The following is a 20,917-nucleotide window of genomic DNA, read 5'->3' on the forward strand; positions in this document are numbered from 1 at the left end:
ATTACTGCTTCTCCCTCTTCAGGTATGCAACAAGGCCTTTACCGTCGGGGCCACCGACGACCTGGACGAGCTCCCAGCCGTCCTCGCCCCACTGGTCCAGGATCTGCTTCGTAGCGTGAATAATGAGCGGAATCGTGGCGTACTCCCATTTGGTCATGACAGAAAGCCTAGCCCTTGCCGGTAAAGTGGAAAACATGGTGACTCGCAAGAACCCACTATTCGACACTGCCACCACCCTCGGAAAGATTCTAGGCTTCCTTGGTGTGAGCGCGATTTGTGGCGTCCTGGTGGCGGGCCTTCTGGTCCCCGCAGCCGCCGTTTCGGGCAGTGCCGCAAGTGGTTCAATTCAGTTCTTTGACACTCTTCCGGCCGAGCTGCAGGTAGATCCGCCCGCCCAGAACACCACCATTCTGGCGAAGGACGGTACGCCGATCGCCTCGATCTACGCGGAGAACCGGACCAAGGTTCCGCTGGATCAAATGAGCCCCTTCATCAAGGACGCTGTCATCGCTATCGAAGACAGCCGTTTTTATGAGCACGGCGGCATCGATACCACCGGCATCATGCGAGCCATTGTGAGCACCGCCCGCGGCAACAAGCAGGGCGCGTCCACCATCACGCAGCAGTACGTGAACAACGTCATCAACGAGTCCCTCGTTGCTGCGAACCGTGCAAACGACGTCAAGCTCAACGGTGGCGACAAGGGCGTTGGGGACAAGCTTCGCGAGATGAAGCTCGCCATCGCGTTGGAAAAGAAGTTCTCCAAGGAGCAAATCCTTGAGGGATACCTCAACATTGTCTTCTTCAACCGTGACGCTTACGGCATTGAGGCTGCTTCGAAGTTCTTCTTCAGCACCACAGCCAAGGACCTGACTCTTCCGCAGGCTGCCTTGCTGGCCGGCCTCGTGAACAGCCCCTCGGCTTTCGATCCGATCGCCAACCCTGACAGCTCCAAGGTCCGCCGCGACCTGGTGCTTGCCTCCATGGTCAACCAGGGCAAGATCACCCAGGCACAGTACGACGAAGCCGTTGCCACCCCGGTCACCACTCAGGTCACGCCGGCACGCCAAGGCTGCGCTTACGCCACCATGGCCCCATACTTCTGTGACTACGTGCTGCACCTGCTCTTGAACAACCCCGCTTACGGCGACACCCCGGATGATCGCGAAAAGCGGGTCATGCGTGGTGGCCTCACCATCCAGACCACTCTGGATCCGACCGCCCAAAACGTTGCACAGCAGCAAGTGGACGCAACGGCAGGTGCAAACCCGGATAAGTGGGGAGCATCGATCGTCTCCGTTCAGCCCGGCAGTGGCCAGATCGTGAGCATGGCCCAGAACACGGTTTGGCTCCCTCAAGAGGGCAAGTTCGATCAGACACAAAACTTCAACGTGGACGTTCTGGACAAAAACGGCAATGACCTCAACGGCATTGGCGGGTTCCAGCCCGGTTCAACCATGAAGCCCTTCACCTTCGCCCAGTGGCTGGAAGAGGGGAAGTCGATGGAGACCAACATCAACGCGGCGCAGCGTAAATACGGTGTTAACTTCCCGTGGAGAAACACTTGCCCGACACCGACAGACGGCTTCTATGACGCCAATGTTCCGGGTAGCTTCGACCTCCAAAATGCCGAACCGCAGTACTACCGGAACATGACGGTTCTCTGGGGGCTCAAGAACTCCATCAACACGGCCACGTTCGCTTCGGCAGCACAGGTTGATCTCTGCGGAATCCAGAAAATCGTGGACGCGACAGGCATCCATGGCGGCCTTCCTGCCCGCGATGACACGGGCAAGATCACGGATCCGAATCCGCAGGTTCAAATGACCCGTCTGTCCAACCTAATTGGTGCAACGCAGACCGCGCCCCTCACCATGGCCGCCTCGTTCGCGACCTTTGCCGCTGACGGCAAGTACTGCGAGCCGATCGCCATTACATCCGTCAAGGACCAGTCCGGCGCGGACCTGCCGGCCCAGTCCTCCAGCTGTAAAGATGCGGTCAGCCCTGCAGTAGCCCGAGGCGTTGCTTATGCCATGGGCAAGGTGCTGGACGAGGGTTCAGGGTCCCTGATTCGTCCGGCTTTGAACTCCAAGAACTTCCCCGTTGCTGCCAAGACCGGAACCAACGACACTAACGGCTCAACGTGGGTTGTCGGTTACACCTCCGGCCTCGCGACTGCCTCATGGTTTGGTGATCCCCTGGATGACCAGTCCCGTCCCGGCCGTAACCTCACCATCAACGGCAAGTCCTACGATGCCATTGACGGTTACATGATCGCTGGACCGCAGTTCACCAACTACATGCTGGCCGTGGCGCCGGCCTATGGAACCAATCCGTTCCCGGCCCCGCCGTCCAACCTGACGGGAGCTCCGGCTCCCCAGCGGAACACCACTCCGTCAACTGCGCCTAAGCCGCCGACTACCGGAAACGGCAACAACGGCAACGGTAATAACGGCAACGGTAACAAGAACTGACCATGACGTTTAGAGATTCATTGGCAAACCGCGTCCGCACTGTCGGGCGCGGTTTCGCCGTCACTGCTGCCGTCGGAGCAGCAGCAGGAACAGCCGCGGCAGCTTACGGTTGGTGGGAGAAGGACCAGTTCGAGGTCCGTCACGAAACCCTGCCCATTCTTCCGGAGGGCTCCAAGCCGCTCCGCGTCCTTCACCTGAGCGATATCCACTTCGTCCCGGGCCAGGACAAGAAGACCAAGTGGCTGCAATCGCTGGCGGATCTAAAGCCCGACCTTGTGGTCAACACGGGCGACAACCTGAGCCACGCCAAGGCCATCGAACCTCTGATCGAGGCACTTCGGCCGCTGATGGAGTTCCCGGGCGTTTTTGTTCCGGGTTCCAACGATTACTACGGCCCGCGGATCAAGAATCCGGCGGGTTATTTCCGTGGTCCATCCAAGCCCAAGACCGAACCCATTCAGCTCGACTGGCCCAAGCTCCGCTCGGCGTTCGGCATGGGCGGCTGGATCGACCTCACCAATCGTGCGCAGTCAGTGGTGCTGAACGGGCTGCGGTTCGATTTTTCGGGGGTCGATGATCCGCACCTGGGCCGTGAACGTTATGCCGGTTGGCCCCGCGGAACGGTCAACCAGGACGCCCGCCCCCACCTGAAGGTGGCCGTCATTCATGCTCCGTACCAGCGCGTGCTGGACCACTTCACCGAGGCCGGAGCAGACCTGATCCTCGCCGGCCACACACACGGTGGCCAAATCTGCATCCCCGGCTACGGTGCGCTGGTGGCTAACTGCGATCTCCCCAATTGGCGAGCCAAGGGCCTTCACGATTGGGAAAGCGATAGCTTCACGACGCCGGTGAACGTCTCAGGCGGCATCGGCACCTCGCGCTTCGCGCCGGTCCGCATCGCGTGCCGCCCGGAAGCAGTGCTGCTGACGCTCACGCCGCGCAGCTGAAGCGCAGCAAGCATTACGATCCTCAATAACTGGGTCAAACATTTCACCCGCGTTGCGTTGTCCTGTGAATCGAATCACGCCATGACATAGGGTAGTTGCTACGGGAAACTACCTCCGCACCATCTGAAGATCCAGCTGTTGAGAAGCGGGCATGTCCAAGCAAACATCATTCTTTACCTCCGTCGGCCGCCTGTACCCTCACGTGCGGCCCATCCTCCCCCGACTCTTCATGGGCCTGATCTGCGCCCTGTTGGCCAGCATTGTTGCGCTGACCATCCCCCAGGTACTGCGGGTCCTGGTCAACAACTCCCTGCAGCCCGGCGGTTCCACGGACGCCGTCTGGATTGCCGCCGTCGTGATTCTTGCCTTGGGTATTGCTGAAGCCGGGCTTGTGGCGTTGCGCCGGCAGTTCGTCATCAACCCCGCCACCACGGTGGAAACCCGGATGCGAGTGACCCTGTATGGCCACTTGCAGCAGCTCACCGTGGCGTTCCACGATCGCTGGGGTTCGGGCCAACTTCTCTCCCGCGCCATGACGGACCTGAGCTTCCTGCGCCGCTGGATGGCGTTCGGCGCGATCATGTTGGTAGTCACCACGCTGACGGTGATCATCGGTGTGGGCGTGATGTTCTCCATGAGCTGGCAGCTGGCGCTGATTTTCCTTGCAGCGGCCGTGCCGATCATGATCAACTCATTCCGCTTCCGCCGCCGCTTCAGTTTGGTCACCCGCCTCAGCCAGGACCAGGCCGGCGATCTCGCCACCACCGTGGAGGAATCCGTCCACGGCATCCGCGTCCTGAAGGCTTTCGGGCGGAGCCGCGAGGCTCTGGAGAACTTCAACGGCCAAGCCGAAGAACTGCGCCAGACCGAGATCGCCAAGGCCAAGCAGCAAGCGGGCTTCACGCTGGTGGTGACGCTGCTGCCTGAGTTGGCGCTGGGCGTCGGGTTGGTAGTCGGCATCATGCTTGCCGCTAGTGGAGAACTCAGCATCGGCGCATTGGTGGCGTTCTTCGCAACGGCGGCCGTGGTGGCCACACCCGTGGAATTCTCCGGCATGCTGCTTGCCATGGCTCTGACCGCCAAGACCGCCCTGGACCGCCACTTCGAGGTGATGGACACCGAGAACACCATCACCTCGCCGGACCAGGCGGTGGTTCCGGAGACCGTGAAAGGTGCCTTGCGCTTTGAGCACGCAGGCTTCGGGTTCGACGACGGCGGCACCCTCCTTCACGACGTCACCCTGGACATCCGCCCCGGCGAGACCATGGCGCTGGTGGGCATCACAGGCAGCGGCAAGAGCGCACTGCTGCAGCTGGTCCCCCGCCTCTACGACGTCACCTCCGGCGCGGTGACCATTGACGGCGTGGACGTCCGCGACTACGAAATCGATGAACTCCGCAAGATCGTCGCCGTGGCGTTCGAGGACACCACGCTGTTTTCCAGCTCAGTCCGGGACAACGTCCTCCTCGGAGCCCCCGATCCCACGGATGCCGCCCTTGACGAGGCCTTGGACGTGGCACAGGCGCAGTTCGCGTACTCGTTGCCGGACGGCGTGGACACGTTGATCGGTGAGGAAGGTTTGAGCCTTTCCGGCGGACAGCGGCAACGCATCGCCCTGGCCCGCGCCATCGCCGCCAAGCCCAAGGTTTTGGTCCTTGACGATCCCCTGTCTGCCTTGGACGTGAATACCGAGGAACGCGTGGAGGCACGTTTACGCGAGGTACTGCGCGAGACCACCACACTGATTGTCGCTCACCGCCCCTCCACCGTGGCATTGGCGGACCGGGTGGCTTTGCTCGAAAAGGGGACCATCACCGCCGTCGGGACCCATACGGAACTGTTGGCCGAGAACGATCACTACCGCTACGTCATCGCCAGCCTGGACGCCGGCCCCAAGGACCTGGACACCGAACTGGACGAGCTCGAAGAAGCAGAGGAGGCCCGCCGGTGAGTGCCGCAACGTTTGGAACCGCCAACGAGGACAACACACTCCTCAGCAAAGCAGACAGCAAAGCCGTACGACGCCGGTCGCTCACCTTGCTTGCCTCCCTCATCCGCCCCGTGCGGCTGCGTTTCTGGCTGACGATTGTGATGGTGGTGGTCTCGCAGCTCACCAGGGTTGCCGGGCCTGCGCTGATCGCCTTTGGCATTGATAGTGCCCTCCCCGCACTGCAGGCCGGAGACAACGGACCCCTGGTACTGGCTGGTTCCCTCTACCTGGCGGCCGCGATTGCCACTGCCGGGATGACGGCGCTGTACGTGACCTCCACTGCCCGGCTCAGCCAGGCCATGCTGCTTGATCTGCGCGTGCGGGTCTTCCGGCATACCCAGCGATTGAGCCTGGAGTTCCACGAGAAGTACACCTCGGGCCGCATCATTGCCCGGCAGACCTCGGACCTGGAGGCGCTGCGCGAACTGCTGGACTCCGGCGTGAGTTCCCTGGCATCCGGCATGCTGTTCATGGTGTTCACAGCTATCACCATCTTTGCGCTGGACTGGCGCAGCGGCTTGATCGTCCTCGCCGCCGGCGTACCCATGTTCTTCCTGGCCCGTTGGTACCAGAAGCACTCGCAAATCGCGTTCCGTGAATCCCGGGTGGTCTCTGCCCGGCTGATCGTCCACTTCGTGGAAACGATGACCGGCATCCGTGCGGTAAAGGCGTTCCGCAAGGAGCGCGAGAATGCCTCACGCTACGGTGAGCTGGCCGAGGACTACCGCAAGAACACTGTCCGCTCCATCAATTTGAACGGCATCTTCCAGCCTGGTTTGGTGCTGATCGGCAACGTGTGCGTGGCTGTGGTCCTGCTGTTTGGCGGCTTCAGGGTGCTGGACGGAGACCTGGCTGTCGGCGTGCTGCTGGCGCTCATCTTGTCCACCAAGCGCTTCTTCCAGCCAGTGGACCAGATGGCCATGTTCTACAACTCGTTCCAGAGTGCACAGGCGGCGCTGGAGAAGGTGTCCGGCCTCCTTGAGGAGATTCCCACGGTCCGTCCGCCAAAGAATCCTGTGGCCTTGAAGAGCTCACGCGGCGAGATCGACTTCAAGGGTGTGGAGTTTGGCTACAGCGACGGCAAAGTGGTTGTTCCTAAGCTTGATCTGCACATTCCGGCGGGCCAGACCGTCGCTTTGGTAGGCCAGACGGGTGCCGGCAAATCAACGTTGGCCAAGCTCGTGGCCCGTTTCTACGACGTCACATCCGGGGCCATTACCCTGGACGGGATCGACCTCCGCGATCTCTCCACCACGGAGCTCCGCCGCGCCGTGGTGATGGTGACGCAGGAGGCTTTCCTCTTCAGCGGCTCCGTGGCAGACAACATCGCTTTGGGCAGGCCCGAGGCTTCACGCTCTGAAATCGAGGCGGCCGCTGCAGCGGTGGGAGCCCACGAGTTCATCATGAGCCTCCCCGAAGGCTACGACACGGACGTCAACAAGCGTGGTGGCCGGGTATCTTCCGGCCAGCGTCAGCTCATCGGCTTCGCCCGAGCCTTCCTGGCCGCACCTGCAGTGCTGATACTGGACGAGGCAACGTCCTCCTTGGACATTCCTTCCGAGCGTATGGTCCAGCAGGGACTGTCCAACCTCCTGGAGGAAGTAGCTGGTGGAAGGGGAGCCCGGACGGCCATCATCATCGCCCACCGCCTTTCAACCGTGGAGACAGCTGACCGGGTTCTTGTGGTCCACGACGGACGAATTGTGGAAGATGGGACCCCCGCTGAACTGATCAGCGGCGGTGGACGTTTTGCCCAGCTGCACGGGGCTTGGCGGGACTCGCTGGTCTAAGCTCAGGTCCCTGCTCGCGACGCCTTGGAGGGTGAGAAGCGACACCCACTCCCCGATTTCGCATCACGGGACGTTTCGGCTATTCTTGAACAGTTGCTTTCGCAGCGGATCGGGATGTAGCGCAGCTTGGTAGCGCGCTTCGTTCGGGACGAAGAGGTCGCAGGTTCAAATCCTGTCATCCCGACCAAACACGAAAATGGCGTCGAGAAATCGGCGCCATTTTTGTTTGCCCGGAACGACCCACAGCGCCGGAACACCCTGCTCAAGGGCAAAAAGAAACCCCCGGAGCATCGCTCGTCACGCTCCGGGGGTTTCTTTACTACAATTGTTTTACATAGGGTCGGGCCAGTTGCCGATGGACATCGTGGTGACTGTCGTCTCGGTCTTGTCCTTCTTGGCTTTGTCCGTGGTGGCCCGCATGGGGTCCGGCCAGTTGCCAATGGCGCTTACTGTGTTGGAATCTGCTGCCGGAGCAGCAGAAACTACACCGGGAGCCGCAACCGCGAACGTCAGTGCGCCCGCCACGGCCACTGAAGCGATGATTTTCTTGAACATGATGTTGTACCCCAATGCGAGTCGGATTCGTTACGGAAATTGCACGGTCCCTGTTGACATACATTGTAAAATGTTTTCCACAGAGACTGTCAAGGTTTAGGTCAAAAGACGCCTGTAGGAGGGACCCGTGGGAAACGGATTCGGCGAGAAGCTACGTGCCGAACGGCTCGAACGTGGGTTGACGCAGGCAGAGCTGGGCAAAAACCTGTATTCACCGAGCTACATTTCGCTGCTCGAGACCGGCCGGCGGGAGCCCACGGCCGAAGTCATCGAGGAGTTGGCCCGCCGACTCGAACTTGCACCCAAGGCCTTGGAAGCGTGGAGCCAACCCGTCTCCGTCAGTGATGCTGAGTACGTCCTCGCCGGACTGTACGCCCGCCAAGCCTGGGATCTTCGCGACTACCAACTTGCCGCCAGCCACGCCGCCGCTGCCGCGCAGATTGCCCTTGAGGCCAAGAACAACAGTGCCTGGTGGAACATGACGTACATGCAGGCCGAGTGCGTGATGAAGCAAGGCCGGTTGAAGGAATGCCAACAAATCGTTGAGCACCTCCTGGAGCACCCCATGGCCACGGAATCCGCCGGCCTCGGAGTGCGTGCCTGGCAGATGCTTGCCGCTGTGTGTCACGGACAAGGTCAGCTGGCCACCGCCGTCGAGCATGCCAAACAAGCCGTAAAGCTCAGCGAGCAGCTGCCCAAGGGATCCACCCTCATCATCGGCGCGCACCGCGCGCTGATCGGTGCCTTGGCCGAGAGCGGCAAGCTGGACGAAGCGTGGGAGTATTGCCTGGCGATGATCGAGCACATGGACGAGCACTCCATGTCGCAGCTGGCCGGTGAAGTGGCGTGGGTTGTTGGCAACGTTGCTTTCATGCGCCACGACTACGTGGAGGGCATCAAGCACCACGAACGCGCGGCCAAGCTCCTCTCCCCCGCCAACGACATCGAACTGTGGGCCAGGTTCAACAAAGCTTCCGCAGCGGTCCGGCTGTCGTCCGGCATCGTCGAACCGGAAACACTGTCCGCTATTGAACGTGCGGAACTCGCGCTGTCCATCGTGGGCGGCAACAAGACGGACCAGTTGGAAGTCGCCTTCATCCGCGCCCGCTGGCTGTACCTGACGGGCGACATTACTGCCGCCGTCGAGAAGCTCCGCGAAATCCATGCAGACCGCAAGGTCCTGGCACGTCACACCGCCGGTGAGGTATCGCTGCTGCTGGGCAAGTCCCTCAAGGCCGCTGGCGAAGCGGCTGAGGCCCTGCAGTTCCTGGAAGAGGCCCAGCACGACTTCAGCGCCGCGGGAGCCTCGGACAGGGTCCAGCAAGCCATGGACGCCGTGCTTGAGATCCGCTTGGCCGAGCGCCGTGCCGCGAAAGAACACTCACAAGCCTAATTAACCAAGTAGGTCGCAGTTGAGGTCGTTCTGAGCTCTCAAAACGACCTCAACTGCGACTCAGTTGGGTGCTGCTAGGCGAACGTGCGGCCCGTCAGTTTTTCGTACGCTTCGACATAGCGGGCACGGGTGCGCTCCACTACCTCGGCGGGAAGCGCCGGCGGCGGAGTGTCAGAGGACTTGTCCCAGCCCGACTCGGCCGAGGTCAGCCAGTCGCGGACGTACTGCTTGTCGTACGAAGGTTGCGACTGCCCGGGTGCGTACGTGGACGCATCCCAGAACCGCGAAGAGTCCGGGGTGAGGACCTCGTCACCCAAAGTGATCACGCCAGTGGCTGCGTCGATGCCGAACTCCACCTTGGTGTCGGCCAGGATAATGCCGCGTTCGCGGGCGATCTCCTCGGCGCGGGTGTAGATCTTCAGTGTGAGTTCGCTCAGGCGGGCAGCGATATCGTCGCCCACCATGGCCGCAACATCGTCGTACGTGATGTTGACGTCGTGCTCGCCAACTTCAGCCTTGGCGGAGGGTGTGAACAGCGCCTTTTCCAAACGCGAACCGTCCACCAGGCCTTCGGGCAGGGGAATATTGCAGACCGTGCCGGATTCCTTGTATTCCACCAGGCCTGAGCCAGTGAGGTAACCCCGGGCGATGCATTCCACAGGGAACATGTCCAGCTGCTTGCAGATCATGGCCCGGCCCTCCACAGCGGCAGGAACGCCGCCCTCAACCGTGGACGCCAGCACATGGTGCTCAACGTCCAGCTGATCGAACCACCACAGGCTCAGCTGCGTCAGGACGCGGCCCTTGTCCGGGATCTCGCTGCTCAGCACGTGATCGTAGGCGCTGATGCGGTCGCTGGCCACCACCAGGACACATTCCTGGCCGATTTTTTCCGTAATGGCCTCGTCGGCCGGGACATAGAGATCGCGGACCTTGCCGGAGTAGACGTGCTTCCAGCCCGGGAGTTCCAGCGTTTCGGTTTCAAATCCGCCGGTGGGGATGCCTTCAGTCATGCTCAGGCCTGCACTTTCGGGAAGGTTCCAGTGGCCGCGTGCGGCACGCGGATTTCGTTGCGCGCGGCTTTGCCACCAATATCCGTACGGAACTGTGAACCTTCAAGCTGAACCAGCTCAACGCCGTCGTACGCTTTTTCGCGGGCCTCCACAAGATCGGAACCGAGCGCAACTACCGCCAGGACGCGGCCGCCGGCGGAAACCACTTTGCCTTCATCGTCCAGCTTGGTACCTGCGTGGACAACATGGACGCCGTCCAGCTCGTCAACCTTTTTCAGGCCACGAATGCGGTCGCCGGTGCGGGGTGCGTCCGGGTAGTTTTCGGCAGCAACGACGACGGCGACTGCCGTGTCCTTGGACCAGCGCAGCTCTTCTGCGGTGTCCAGTTCGCCCTTGGCAGCTGCCAGCAGCAGCGCACCGAGCGGGGTCTTGAGCCGGGCGAGGACGGCCTGAGTCTCCGGATCGCCGAAGCGGACGTTGAACTCAATGACGCGGGTGCCGCGCGATGTCAGGGCGAGTCCGCAGTACAGCACGCCAACAAACGGGGTGCCGCGGCGGGCCATCTCATCCACGGTGGGCTGGGCCACGCGGTCGATGACTTCCTGGACAAGGCCCGCGGGAGCCCATTCAAGCGGGGTGTAGGCACCCATGCCGCCGGTGTTGGGACCTTCGTCGTTATCGAAGATGCGCTTGAAGTCCTGCGCCGGGGACAACGGAACGGTGGTGCGGCCATCGCAAAGGACGAACAGGGAAACCTCGGGGCCGTCAAGGAATTCCTCGATCACCACGGTTCCACCGGCATCGAAGCACGCCTGCGCGTGAGCCAAAGCCTCCGTACGGTCCTTGGTGACTACAACGCCCTTACCTGCGGCCAGGCCGTCGTCCTTAACAACGTACGGTGCGCCGAAGGTGTCCAGGGCGTCGGCAGCTTCCTCGGCGTTGGTGGCAACGCGGGCCATGGCCGTGGGAACGTTGGCCTCGGCCATGATCTGCTTGGCGAAGGCCTTGGAAGCCTCCAGCTGGGCTGCTTCCTTGCTGGGGCCGAAAACCGGAATGTCGGCTTCACGGACGGCGTCGGACACACCGGCAGCCAAAGGCGCCTCGGGTCCTACGACAACCAGGTCCACGCCCAGCTTGGTGGCGAGGGCGGACACGGCTTCCGGGCTGTTCCCGTCAATCGCGTGGGTGGGAACGAGTTTGCTGATGCCCGCGTTACCAGGGGCCGCGTGGACCTCGGAAACGTTGGGATCTTCAAGCAGAGAGCGGACAATGGCGTGTTCGCGGCCGCCGGGGCCAATGACGAGTACCTTCACAGTCCTCAAGGGTACTTTGTGAAGGGCGCGCGGCCTAAGCTGTGTCATTCACCGGACCGGCCTTTAGGTGTGGTCCGGGCTGACGGGCTGACGGGCTGACGGGCTGACGGGCTGACGGGCTGACGGGCTGACGATCCAGTGCACAGGATCACGCGCGCGGGTGCGCGCGTATGACCGGGGAACCGCGCTGCCGCGCCCCTAGACTTGCAACATGCCCTTAAGTTCGCATGAAACGTTCAACGTTGAGTCCGCGGTGGAACTGGCAGTGATCGAACGAAGTGGCTTTATTGAGTCCCGGCACATCGGCGCGGCCGTGGTTCTTGCCGGTGACGGCTCGGTGGTCACCCGTCTTGGTGACATCGACGCTCCCGTCCTCGCCCGCTCCACCCTCAAACCCTTCCAGGCCTTGGCTTCCATGCAGTCCGGCGTGCCCCTCCGCGGCGCGCAGGTTGCTGTGGCCTGTGGCAGCCACACCGGTTCCCTGGACCATATGGACGTTGTGGAGGGGATGCTCAAAGCAGCGGGCGTGAAGGAGGAAAACCTTCAGTGCCCCACAGCTTGGCCCCAGGACGAAACGGCCCGCAACTGGCTGGTGCGCTCCGAACGCGGGCAGTCCAGGCTGGCCTTCAATTGCTCCGGCAAGCACGCAGCATTCCTGTGGGCCTGCACCGAGAACGGCTGGGACCTCCGCAGCTACCTTGAACCGAATCACCCGCTCCAGCAGCGTGTGCGCTCGGTGATCGAGGAATACAGCGGCGAAACCATCTCCCACCTGGGCATCGACGGCTGCGGCGCACCTGTTGCAGCCATCTCGTTGACCGGCCTGGCCCGCGCCTACTCCCGCTTGGCCAAGTCTCCTGGCGATAAATCTTCCAATGCGCGTGCCGCCACCATCGCCACGTCCATGCTCGATTACCCCTGGGCCGTCCAAGGCAAGGGCGAGTCCAACACCATTGTCATGGAAGAACTGGACGTCCTGGCCAAGATCGGGGCCGAGGGCGTCCTGGTCCTGGCCACCCCCACCGGCGCCACCGTGGCCGTGAAGATGCTGGATGGAAACCTTCGCGCCACGTCCCTGGTGGGGTTGACCCTCCTGGCCGTGAGCGGCGCCGTGGACATCCCCGCAGTGTCCAACGTCCTGGAACGGGTGGTTGAGCCCGTGCTCGGCGGCGGCCACGAGGTGGGCAAGATCCGGCTGGGCCACGCTGTGTCCGCCCTGTTGGACTAGTAGTTCCGGCTGGACGAGTACTTCCTGTTGGACTAGTAGTTCCTGTTGGACTAGTAATTCTGAGGAGAGAAACACATGGCCGTCGCACGACGCCGCGTCAACATTGAGGAAGGCCGCGCTGCGCTGGCAGCCTGGCAGGCCGGCGTCGCACCTTCCAGCGGTGAACCTTCCAGTGGTGAAACTTCCAGTGGTGGACCTTCCAGCGGTGAACCTTCCAACGGTGAAACCGGCGGTGAGCCGGGCAGCCCTGCCGGGCCCCCGCCGTCGCGCACGTTAATTGCGACGGCGGTGCGCTACTCCCTGGAGGAAGTCACCGCCCGCGCGCCGGGTAACTCCGTGGAGGTCCGGGTGCCGCCGTTCGGTGTGACGCAGTGCGTTGAGGGGCCGCGCCACACACGCGGTACTCCCCCGAACGTAATCGAGTGCGACGCCGCCACCTGGCTTTCGTTGGTGACCGGCCGGATTTCGTGGGCAGACGCCGTTTCAAACCACAAGCTCACAGCGTCAGGCTTGCGGGCAGACCTCTCGGAACTGCTGCCGCTATAGGGAGTTTTTGTACAGCTAATGCCCCTAAGACGACGTCTTAAGGGCATCAGCTGTACAAAAACTAGCCGGTTAGTCCGGGCAGACCGGGGCGGATGGTTGGCCCCGTTTGCTCATTTCGAACTGCGGGATGTCCTCCGCAGCGGGGCCGCCACGGAACTTCGGTGAGGGCTCCTGGCCACCACTGATGCGTTCGAGTTCCTGTTCCTCGAAGACCTCTTCCTTGCCCAGCATGATGGCGGAATCGTGGTTGGTGATCTCGCCATTGAAGGCGCGGAGCATGACGCTGCGGTCGAACTGCCCTTCCCACTTGGCCACGACGAACGTCGCTACGCAGTTGCCCAGCAGGTTCACTACTACGCGCATGGAGTCCATGAGACGGTCGGCTCCAAGGAGGAGCGCGACGCCGGCTACCGGGAAGATCCCGAGCGCAGCCGCCGTGGCGGAGAGCGCCAGGAAGGACGAACCCGGCACACCCGCCATGCCTTTGGACGTCAGGAGCAGGACTCCCAAGGCCGCCAGTTGCTGACCGAGGTCAAGGTTATGGCCGAAGGCCTGCGCCAGGAACAACAGCGATATGGACAGGTAGATCGCGGCGCCGTCCAGGTTGAAGGAATAACCCGTGGGAACCACCAGGCCCGTGGTGGCCCGCGAGCAGCCGGCGTTGGTCAGCTTGGTCATGATGCGGGGCATCACGGCTTCGGTGGACGCGGTTCCGAGTGCCAGCAGGAATTCTTCGCGGGTGTACTTCAGGAAGGCCCACAGCGGAACCCGGGCGAACCCCCAAGCCACCAGGAACAGCAGGCCGATGAAGATGATGGCCGCGCCGTAGCAGGCGGCTATCAGGAGGGCGTAGGTGCTCAGCGTCCCGAGACCGTACTGGCCGATGATGAAGGCCATGGCACCGAACGCACCAATGGGGGCCACTTTCATGATCCAGGACATGATCTTGAAGATCAGCTCCAGGACGGTCTCCATGAGGCTGATGACCGGGAGGCAACGTTCGCGGCCGATGACCACGATGGCTGCGCCGAAGAAGACAGAGAAGAACAGCACCTGAAGCAGGCTGTTGTTGGCAAAAGCACCGATCACGCTGACGGGAATGACATCCAGGATGAACGCAGCCGCATCTTTCGGAGGCGCGTTTCCGGTCTTGGCGTTCAGGGCGTCCTGGGAGAGCGTAGCGGGGTCGATATTAAGGCCAGCACCAGGCTGAACGATATTTCCGACGATGAGCCCGAAGACGAGGGCGAAAAGAGTGGCGCCGGTGAAGTACAGGAGCGCTTTGACCCCGACCCTTCCGACCGCCTTGACGTCGCCCACTGCCGAGATGCCCGTGACGATCACGAGGAAAATCAGCGGGGCGATGATCATCTTGATGAGTTGAATGAATCCATCGCCCAGTGGTCGAAGGGCGGACCCAATGGTCGGCCAAAAATGACCGATGAGTACACCTGCGACGACGGCGATCAGGATTTGAAAAAAGAGCGACTGGTACAGCCGCTTTTTCTTCTGCGGGGCCGAACTCGCCTTCAGCGCCGCGGAGTCTGGGATCTTCATTGTTCTGAACCAATCAGTTGTGAACAGCCTCACATTTTGTGGGGTTTTTCAAATGTAGGCCCGGTCACATGATTCCGCAAGGGGAAATTGGATTTCCATATTATGGAAGTCATATTTGGTTCTTTGTACAGTTGCGGCCCTTATGGGTGGCTCATGAGGGCGGTAGCTGTACAAAAACTCAGTTCTTCCATCCCTGCTTGCGGAGGACTTGGACTACCCGGGCCACCACCCACTTCCTGCCTTGCTTCATGTCGATCTTGTTGATCTTCACCTGCCGCCAGCCGGCCTCCGAGACACGCTGATCCCGGTAAGCATCCAGCGCTTGCTGCTCTGGGGACAGATGATGAAGGCCCTCATACTCAAGGCAAGTCCGATACGCCGGGCACCCCAGGTCAGTCCACACCGGCTTGCCAAGGGCATCGTCAACCCTGCAGTTTGGGACGAATGCAGGAAGGCCGGCATCTTCCAGCATCAGGCGCAGCTTCGTTTCCGGCGGAGAATCAACGCCCACTCGAAGGAGGTCCAACGCAATACGAGCCTTGCGGACCCCGTGGACACCGTTGGCCTTCTCAACGAAAAGTCGAAGCTTTTGCAAGGAAACCATCGGAACCCGGGGCGGCCCGAACGAGCGTTCGTGTTCGCTGACAATGGCATCGCCCACAACAATCAGATCGTCCAGGGGCAACATCGTGGCCAGATCCACCCATGTTCGCGCCACGGACGTAACAATTACCCCCTCCAGGTCGGTGAGATCACCGTCCCTCAACGTCAACCGATGGCCGGCCACTCCCCTCCGCCGAGGCAACGAACCATCCCTTGGCCGCGATAGATGGATGAATCGCCCCGGCTGCCGAAAATGGGGACCGCTCTTTGGCCCCCAGGGGATAGGTTCGACGACGGCGGTCACCGGGCCGCCGTCGTCGGGCCTGAACTGCGCCCAAGCAGGCAGCGGCAGCCCGAGCACCTCAGCGGCGCTGAGATGGCTCAAGAAGTCACCTTGGTGGAGGTCAAGGTGGGGCCGGGCAACCTCCAGCAACGTCTGCGTCCGCTGCGGCAGCCGGAGTCCCCGACTGGGCACCAGAAGATCCGATGCCCGCAGCCTTTTTGGGGCAACACCAAATTCGGCAGCCGCGGCCAGGGTAAATGCCTGGTCAGAGAGTACGGGAGGAAGGGAAGATAACGGGCGCATGCCCTATTGAGTCACAGCGGCTGAGGCGACAGAGAGTTATCCACAGATCAGCTCTGTCAGCACGGAGTTTTTGTACAGCAAATGCCCGGAAAGGGCGGTTTTAGGGGCGTTATGTGTACAAAACTCGCTAGCCGCGGCCGACGAAGGGCATGCCTGCAGCCGTCACCACCAGTGATCCGACACTGGCCGACGCCGGCATGTTGGCCATCATGAGCACGGCACGGGCGGCGTCGTCCACGGGGAACATGGGCTCCACCTTGCGGCTACCGTCGGCTTGAAGTGCGCCGGAGCCCACGCCGATGGTGTCCATGATTTCGGTACGGGTATTGCCGATGTCGATCTGCCCGCACGTGATGCCAAATTCCCTGCCGTCGAGCTCGATGCTCTTGGTCAGGCCGGTCATCGCGTGTTTGGTGACTGTATAGGCCACGGATCGTGGCCTGGGCGAGTGCGCAGAGATGGAGCCGTTGTTAATGATTCGGCCACCCCGGGGTACTTGGGCTTTCATGGTGCGCACGGCCTCGGCAGCACACAGCATGGAACCGGTCACGTTCACGCGAAGCGTCGCTTCCCACTCGTCCACGCTGATCTCCCCCACGTCGCCCGCCGGACCGAAGATTCCGGCGTTGTTGAACAGCACATCAACCCGACCCCAACGTTGGCGGACCTCGGCGAAAAGGCGCGCGACGTCGTCGGGCGCCGTGACGTCGCACGGAACCGGCAGCGCGTCCGGATGGTCCCCCGCTGTTTCCAGCAGTTGCGCCTCGCGGCGGCCAGCCAACGCAACGCGGTAACCGTCGGCGAGCATGAGCTTGGCGACCGCCCGCCCAATACCCGAACCTGCCCCGGTTACGACGGCGACCCTGGGGCTTGGGGGCGGGCTGGAGTCAGTCATGGGGTTGCCTTTCAAGAGTTGCAGGTGGCAGGGTCAGTGGGCGGCTGTGGTTGGTTGGGGTGTGGTTGCTTGGGCTGTGGTTGCTTGGGGTGTGGTTATCGGCCAGCCTATGACAGTCTTTGGACGTGGGGTGGCATACGTCCTGACTTTGGACGTGGACAGGCCGAGCCGGACCAAGGACTCGGCGATAGTGACGGCTGCAGCCACGCCATCCACCACGGGGACGCCGGTGCGCTGCCGGATCTGCTCGTCGAGTCCGGCCATTCCGCCGCAACCGAGAACGATGACCTCGGCTTTGTCATTCCGGACGGCTTGTTCGGCCTGGCTCACGATTGCTTCGACGGCACGTTCCGGGTACTCCTCGAGTTCCAGCACAGCCATGCCGCTGGCCCTCACGGAGGCGCAACGCGCTTCAAGGCCGGCGAGCTTGAGACGGTCCTCGATGAGCGGAACGGCACGGTCCAATGTTGTGACCACTGAATACTTGTGCCCCAGGAACATTGCGGTGCTCGCTGCTGCCTCGGTGATATCAACCACCGGGACATCCAGGAGTTCCTGAAGGCCCTCACGGCCATGCTCGCCGTACCCGGCTTGGATGACGGCGTCGAACGGTTCGGGATAGTTCACCACAGCGTCCATGACGGCGATCGCAGCGAGGTAACTTTCAAAGTTTCCTTCGCAGGAGTCCGCACCGAAGCGTGGAGTGATGCCGATGATTTCCGTGCCCGGGGCAGCTGCAGCGCGGGCCTGGGCTGCGATGGAGTCCGTCATGGACTGTGTGGTGTTTACGTTTGCGACAAGGATGCGCATGGGTTTCCTCTCAACGGCAATGCCCGTCCTTTGCCGGCTGCCCCGGAACAATTTGCTGGGATCCGGTTGACTGGAAGGACGGGCTACGCCTTGATGTCGGGTGAGTCAGTGGGTGCTGGCGACGGCGATCGGCTCGCCGGAGACGTCCTCGTGGACCTGCTTCTTGTCCGCGACGGCGAAGTACGTCAGGGCGGCGACGCCGGCCCCGATGAACCAGGCGAACGGCGCCGCTGCTGCCAGTCCGGGAATGAAGGCGATGGCTATGGCGAGGCCAGCTGCGGGGAGCATCGCGATGATGGCCTTCGGGTTCACGCCGCGCTTGTAGAAGTAGGCGCCCTTGGGATCCTCTGTGTAGAGCTCCGGGACATTGACCTTGCCTCGACGGATCAACCAGTAGTCAGCCATGACCACGCCGAACAGCGGACCGAGCAAAGCACCAAGGCCACCGAGGAAGTACACGATCACGATCGGGTTGTTGTAGAGGTTCCACGGCAGGATGATCAGCCCGATGGTACCGCTGACCCACGCAGCCTTGCGGAAGTTCAGGTGCCGCGGGAAAAGGTTGGTGAGGGCGTAGACGGGAGCCACGAAGTTGGCCATCAGGTTCACTGCGATGGTCAGGATCAGCAGGGCCAGGCAGGCCAGGACCAACAGAAGAGTATTGGGGATGCTTTCCACAATGTCCGAGGGGCTCTCGATGACAGTGCCGTTGATCTTGTACTGCCCACCCGCCATGACCACGACGATTGCGCCGAAGACGAGCATGTTGATGGGGATGCCCCAGAAGTTTCCTTTGACGATCGACTTTTTGGACGCCGAGGAGCGGGTGAAGTCGCAGAAGTTCAGGACGAACGTTCCGTAGATGGAAACCCACAAGGCACCGCCGGCAAAGATGGTGAGCCACATTTCAGTACCCTCCAGGCCCTTGATGCCGCTCCACTGGATAGCTCCGCCGGCCTCGATGAAGACCCATACGGCAATCGCGGCCATAGTTACCAGGATGATGGGACCAGCGAAGGCCTCGTACTTACGGATCATTTCCATACCGAAGCTGACGATAACCAACTGCACGATCCAGAGCGCCACGAATGAGAGCCAACCCAGTGTTGAGAGACCAAGGATGGAGTTGCTGTCCAGGTCCTTTAAGCCGGGAGCCATGGCCACCAGCATCACTCGCAGGACCACCGAGGCCAGGTACGTCTGGATGCCGAACCAGGCCACGGCAACGGCGCCGCGAACCAGGCTGGCAATCTGGGCTCCCCTGATGCCGAAGCTGATGCGGCTCATGACGGGGAACGGGACACCCGTCTTCTCGCCCATGAATCCGGAGAAGTTCAGGAGGGCGAAAAGGAGAATGGCGCCGATACCCAGCGCCACCAGGATCTGCCAGCCGCCCAGCCCCAGGGAGAACAGGCCGATGGCGAAGGCATAGTTACCCAGGCTGTGGACGTCATTGGCCCAGAGGGTAAAGATGCTATAGCTGGTCCACTTGCGGCCCTTGGCCTTGGTGGGTGCTAGGTCGATGTTGTAAAGACTGGGACTGATGGTACGGCCTGCGGCTTCGGAAGCAATGGCGCAGAGGTCAGTGTTACCCACCACCGGGTGGTTGGGGCGACCTGCGTTACTGTCTCCCGGAGTCTCAGTGACGCCGACTGATGAAGTCGTCTGCATCGTGGATCTCCACTTCATACTGATTCCATAATGTGGAATCTAGTTATTGAATAGTGAAAGCACTCTATGACTCAGGTCACGTAACGTCAAGGAAACCGAGTGTATGCAGGGTCACATTCGGTTGCTTGACCGTCAGTTTCCCAGTTGACTGTTTTGGTTACGCGATCCGTGTTGACGCTGCCTACCTGCAGACGTAATCTCGAATTGCAGAATTTTATTCTCACAATACGAAATTCCTTGAGCGCCCCCACAGAGCAAGCGCCCAGACATTCAATGAAGAGAGGTTGGACGTGGCTGCAGGAGAAGAGACCTCACACATCCTCAGCGGGTTGACTGCCCAGCTGCCTGATCGTGATCCGGAAGAGACCGCGGAGTGGATTGAGTCCCTTGATGCGTTGATCGCGGAGCAGGGTACCGAGCGTGCCCAGTACATTATGCGTTCGTTGTTGCAGCGTGCCGGTGCCAGGTCGGTGGGTGTGCCGATGGTGACGACCACTGATTATGTGAACACGATCCCGGTGGACCAGGAAGCGCCGTTCCCGGGGAACGAGGAGTTCGAGCGCCGGTACCGGGCGTATATGCGGTGGAACGCCGCGGTGATGGTTCACCGTGCGCAGCGGGCCGATATTGGTGTTGGCGGGCACATCTCCACGTATGCCGGGGCTGCGACGTTGTATGAGGTGGGTTTCAACCATTTCTTCCGCGGGGATGTACGCGAGGGCGTTCATGGAAGGCCGGCTCACGGAGGAGGACCTGGACGGGTTCCGTCAGGAAAAGTCCAAGGCCGGCCATGCCCTGTCCTCGTACCCGCACCCGCGGTTGATGCCTGATTTCTGGGAGTTCCCCACCGTGTCGATGGGTATCGGCCCGATGAACGCGATCTACCAGGCCCAGTCCAACCGGTACCTGCAGAACCGTGGCATCAAGGACACCTCGGACCAGCAGGTCTGGGCGTTCCTTGGTGACGGGGAAATGGACGAGCCCGAGTCCCGTGGTTTGTTGCAGCTCGCCGCGAACGAGAACCTGGACAACCTGAACTTCGTGATCAACTGCAACCTCCAGCGCCTGGACGGACCGGTCCGCGGCAACGGCAAGATCATGCAGGAACTCGAGGCGTTCTTCCGCGGTGCGGGCTGGAACGTGATCAAGGTCGTCTGGGGCCGGGAGTGGGACACCCTCCTGGAAAACGACCGGGACGGGGCGTTGGTGAAAATCATGAACGAAACCCCCGATGGTGACTACCAGACCTACAAGGCCGAGTCCGGCGGGTTCGTCCGTGAACACTTCTTCGGCAAGTCCCCGCAGACCAAGGACATGGTCGCGGATCTGGACGACGAACAGATCTGGGGCCTCAAACGCGGCGGCCACGANNCTGGGCCCGCACTTCGAGGGCCGCAACGCCACGCACCAGATGAAGAAACTGACCATGGAAGACCTCAAAGCCTTCCGTGACCACCTCCGCATCCCCATCAGCGATGACCAGCTCGACGCTGACCTGTACCGGCCCCCGTACTACCACCCCGGCATGGACGCCCCGGAAATC

The 20,917-nt window shown here is 61.8% G+C and carries 16 protein-coding genes, 1 tRNA gene and 1 pseudogene; 9 read left to right on the top strand and 9 right to left on the bottom strand.

Annotated features, from left to right (window positions below):
- Position 1: 1 nt before the first annotated feature.
- Entirely contained in the window at positions 2-157 is a 156-nt protein-coding gene (gene sp36 / locus ACLRGI_RS08475) for a Sp36 family protein (protein WP_011775990.1), read from the bottom strand.
- On the opposite strand from sp36, the gene ACLRGI_RS08480 reads away from it, so the two are divergent.
- The 5 genes from ACLRGI_RS08480 to ACLRGI_RS08500 all read left to right on the top strand — a co-directional run bounded on the left by ACLRGI_RS08480 (position 156) and on the right by ACLRGI_RS08500 (position 7,391).
- The gene (locus ACLRGI_RS08480; protein WP_419201231.1) at positions 156-2,474 is read left to right on the top strand and encodes a transglycosylase domain-containing protein; all 2,319 of its coding nucleotides are present in this window, start codon (positions 156-158) and stop codon (positions 2,472-2,474) included. The genes sp36 and ACLRGI_RS08480 overlap by 2 nt on opposite strands.
- A 2-nt stretch (positions 2,475-2,476) precedes the next feature.
- Positions 2,477-3,424 (top strand): metallophosphoesterase, encoded by a 948-nt coding sequence (locus ACLRGI_RS08485; RefSeq protein ID WP_419201232.1) that lies wholly within the window; start codon positions 2,477-2,479, stop codon positions 3,422-3,424.
- A 151-nt stretch (positions 3,425-3,575) separates the two neighbouring features.
- Entirely contained in the window at positions 3,576-5,375 is a 1,800-nt protein-coding gene (locus tag ACLRGI_RS08490) for an ABC transporter ATP-binding protein (RefSeq protein ID WP_419201233.1), read from the top strand.
- Positions 5,372-7,204, top strand: coding sequence for an ABC transporter ATP-binding protein (locus ACLRGI_RS08495; protein WP_419201234.1), 1,833 nt, complete (start codon positions 5,372-5,374; stop codon positions 7,202-7,204). The genes ACLRGI_RS08490 and ACLRGI_RS08495 overlap by 4 nt, the downstream gene beginning before the upstream one ends.
- A gap of 110 nt (positions 7,205-7,314) precedes the next feature.
- Positions 7,315-7,391: transfer RNA gene (locus tag ACLRGI_RS08500), tRNA-Pro, on the top strand.
- Between the two features lie 143 nt (positions 7,392-7,534).
- Here the strand turns inward: ACLRGI_RS08500 and ACLRGI_RS08505 are convergent.
- Entirely contained in the window at positions 7,535-7,759 is a 225-nt protein-coding gene (locus ACLRGI_RS08505; protein WP_419201235.1) for a hypothetical protein, read from the bottom strand.
- A gap of 127 nt (positions 7,760-7,886) precedes the next feature.
- Between ACLRGI_RS08505 and ACLRGI_RS08510 the strand changes: the two genes are divergently transcribed.
- The gene (locus tag ACLRGI_RS08510) at positions 7,887-9,152 is read left to right on the top strand and encodes a helix-turn-helix domain-containing protein (RefSeq protein ID WP_419201236.1); all 1,266 of its coding nucleotides are present in this window, start codon (positions 7,887-7,889) and stop codon (positions 9,150-9,152) included.
- A 74-nt stretch (positions 9,153-9,226) separates the two neighbouring features.
- Here ACLRGI_RS08510 and ACLRGI_RS08515 read toward each other — a convergent pair whose 3' ends face one another.
- Both ACLRGI_RS08515 and purD read right to left on the bottom strand, forming a co-directional pair.
- Entirely contained in the window at positions 9,227-10,165 is a 939-nt protein-coding gene (locus tag ACLRGI_RS08515) for a phosphoribosylaminoimidazolesuccinocarboxamide synthase (RefSeq protein WP_419201237.1), read from the bottom strand.
- 2 nt (positions 10,166-10,167) lie between these two features.
- Positions 10,168-11,526: a phosphoribosylamine--glycine ligase gene (purD, locus tag ACLRGI_RS08520; protein ID WP_419201238.1), complete on the bottom strand. Its 1,359-nt coding sequence runs from the start codon at positions 11,524-11,526 to the stop codon at positions 10,168-10,170.
- Positions 11,527-11,689: 163 nt separating this feature from the next.
- On the opposite strand from purD, the gene ACLRGI_RS08525 reads away from it, so the two are divergent.
- Together ACLRGI_RS08525 and ACLRGI_RS08530 are read left to right on the top strand one after the other, a co-directional pair.
- Positions 11,690-12,706: an asparaginase gene (locus tag ACLRGI_RS08525; RefSeq protein ID WP_419201239.1), complete on the top strand. Its 1,017-nt coding sequence runs from the start codon at positions 11,690-11,692 to the stop codon at positions 12,704-12,706.
- A 75-nt stretch (positions 12,707-12,781) separates the two neighbouring features.
- Positions 12,782-13,252, top strand: coding sequence for a sterol carrier family protein (locus ACLRGI_RS08530; protein WP_419201240.1), 471 nt, complete (start codon positions 12,782-12,784; stop codon positions 13,250-13,252).
- 69 nt (positions 13,253-13,321) lie between these two features.
- On the opposite strand, the gene ACLRGI_RS08535 is transcribed toward ACLRGI_RS08530, so the two are convergent.
- The 5 genes from ACLRGI_RS08535 to ACLRGI_RS08555 all read right to left on the bottom strand — a co-directional run bounded on the left by ACLRGI_RS08535 (position 13,322) and on the right by ACLRGI_RS08555 (position 19,374).
- Entirely contained in the window at positions 13,322-14,809 is a 1,488-nt protein-coding gene (locus ACLRGI_RS08535; protein WP_017199038.1) for a C4-dicarboxylate transporter DctA, read from the bottom strand.
- Between the two features lie 178 nt (positions 14,810-14,987).
- Complete coding sequence (locus tag ACLRGI_RS08540; RefSeq protein WP_419201241.1) at positions 14,988-15,797, bottom strand: putative endonuclease domain-containing protein; 810 nt, start codon at positions 15,795-15,797, stop codon at positions 14,988-14,990.
- A gap of 328 nt (positions 15,798-16,125) precedes the next feature.
- Entirely contained in the window at positions 16,126-16,893 is a 768-nt protein-coding gene (locus ACLRGI_RS08545) for an SDR family oxidoreductase (RefSeq protein WP_419201242.1), read from the bottom strand.
- 33 nt (positions 16,894-16,926) lie between these two features.
- A complete protein-coding gene (locus ACLRGI_RS08550; protein WP_419201243.1) occupies positions 16,927-17,703 on the bottom strand; it encodes an aspartate/glutamate racemase family protein in 777 nt (258 codons plus the stop codon).
- A 105-nt stretch (positions 17,704-17,808) separates the two neighbouring features.
- Entirely contained in the window at positions 17,809-19,374 is a 1,566-nt protein-coding gene (locus ACLRGI_RS08555) for an NCS1 family nucleobase:cation symporter-1 (RefSeq protein ID WP_419201244.1), read from the bottom strand.
- Between the two features lie 290 nt (positions 19,375-19,664).
- Here ACLRGI_RS08555 and ACLRGI_RS08560 point away from each other — a divergent pair.
- Positions 19,665-20,917, top strand: a pseudogene (locus ACLRGI_RS08560) (pyruvate dehydrogenase E1 component-related protein); the annotation flags it as partial.

Source organism: Paenarthrobacter sp. PPS72 (genome assembly GCF_048537125.1).
Taxonomy (GTDB): Bacteria; Actinomycetota; Actinomycetes; order Actinomycetales; family Micrococcaceae; genus Arthrobacter; species Arthrobacter nitroguajacolicus_E.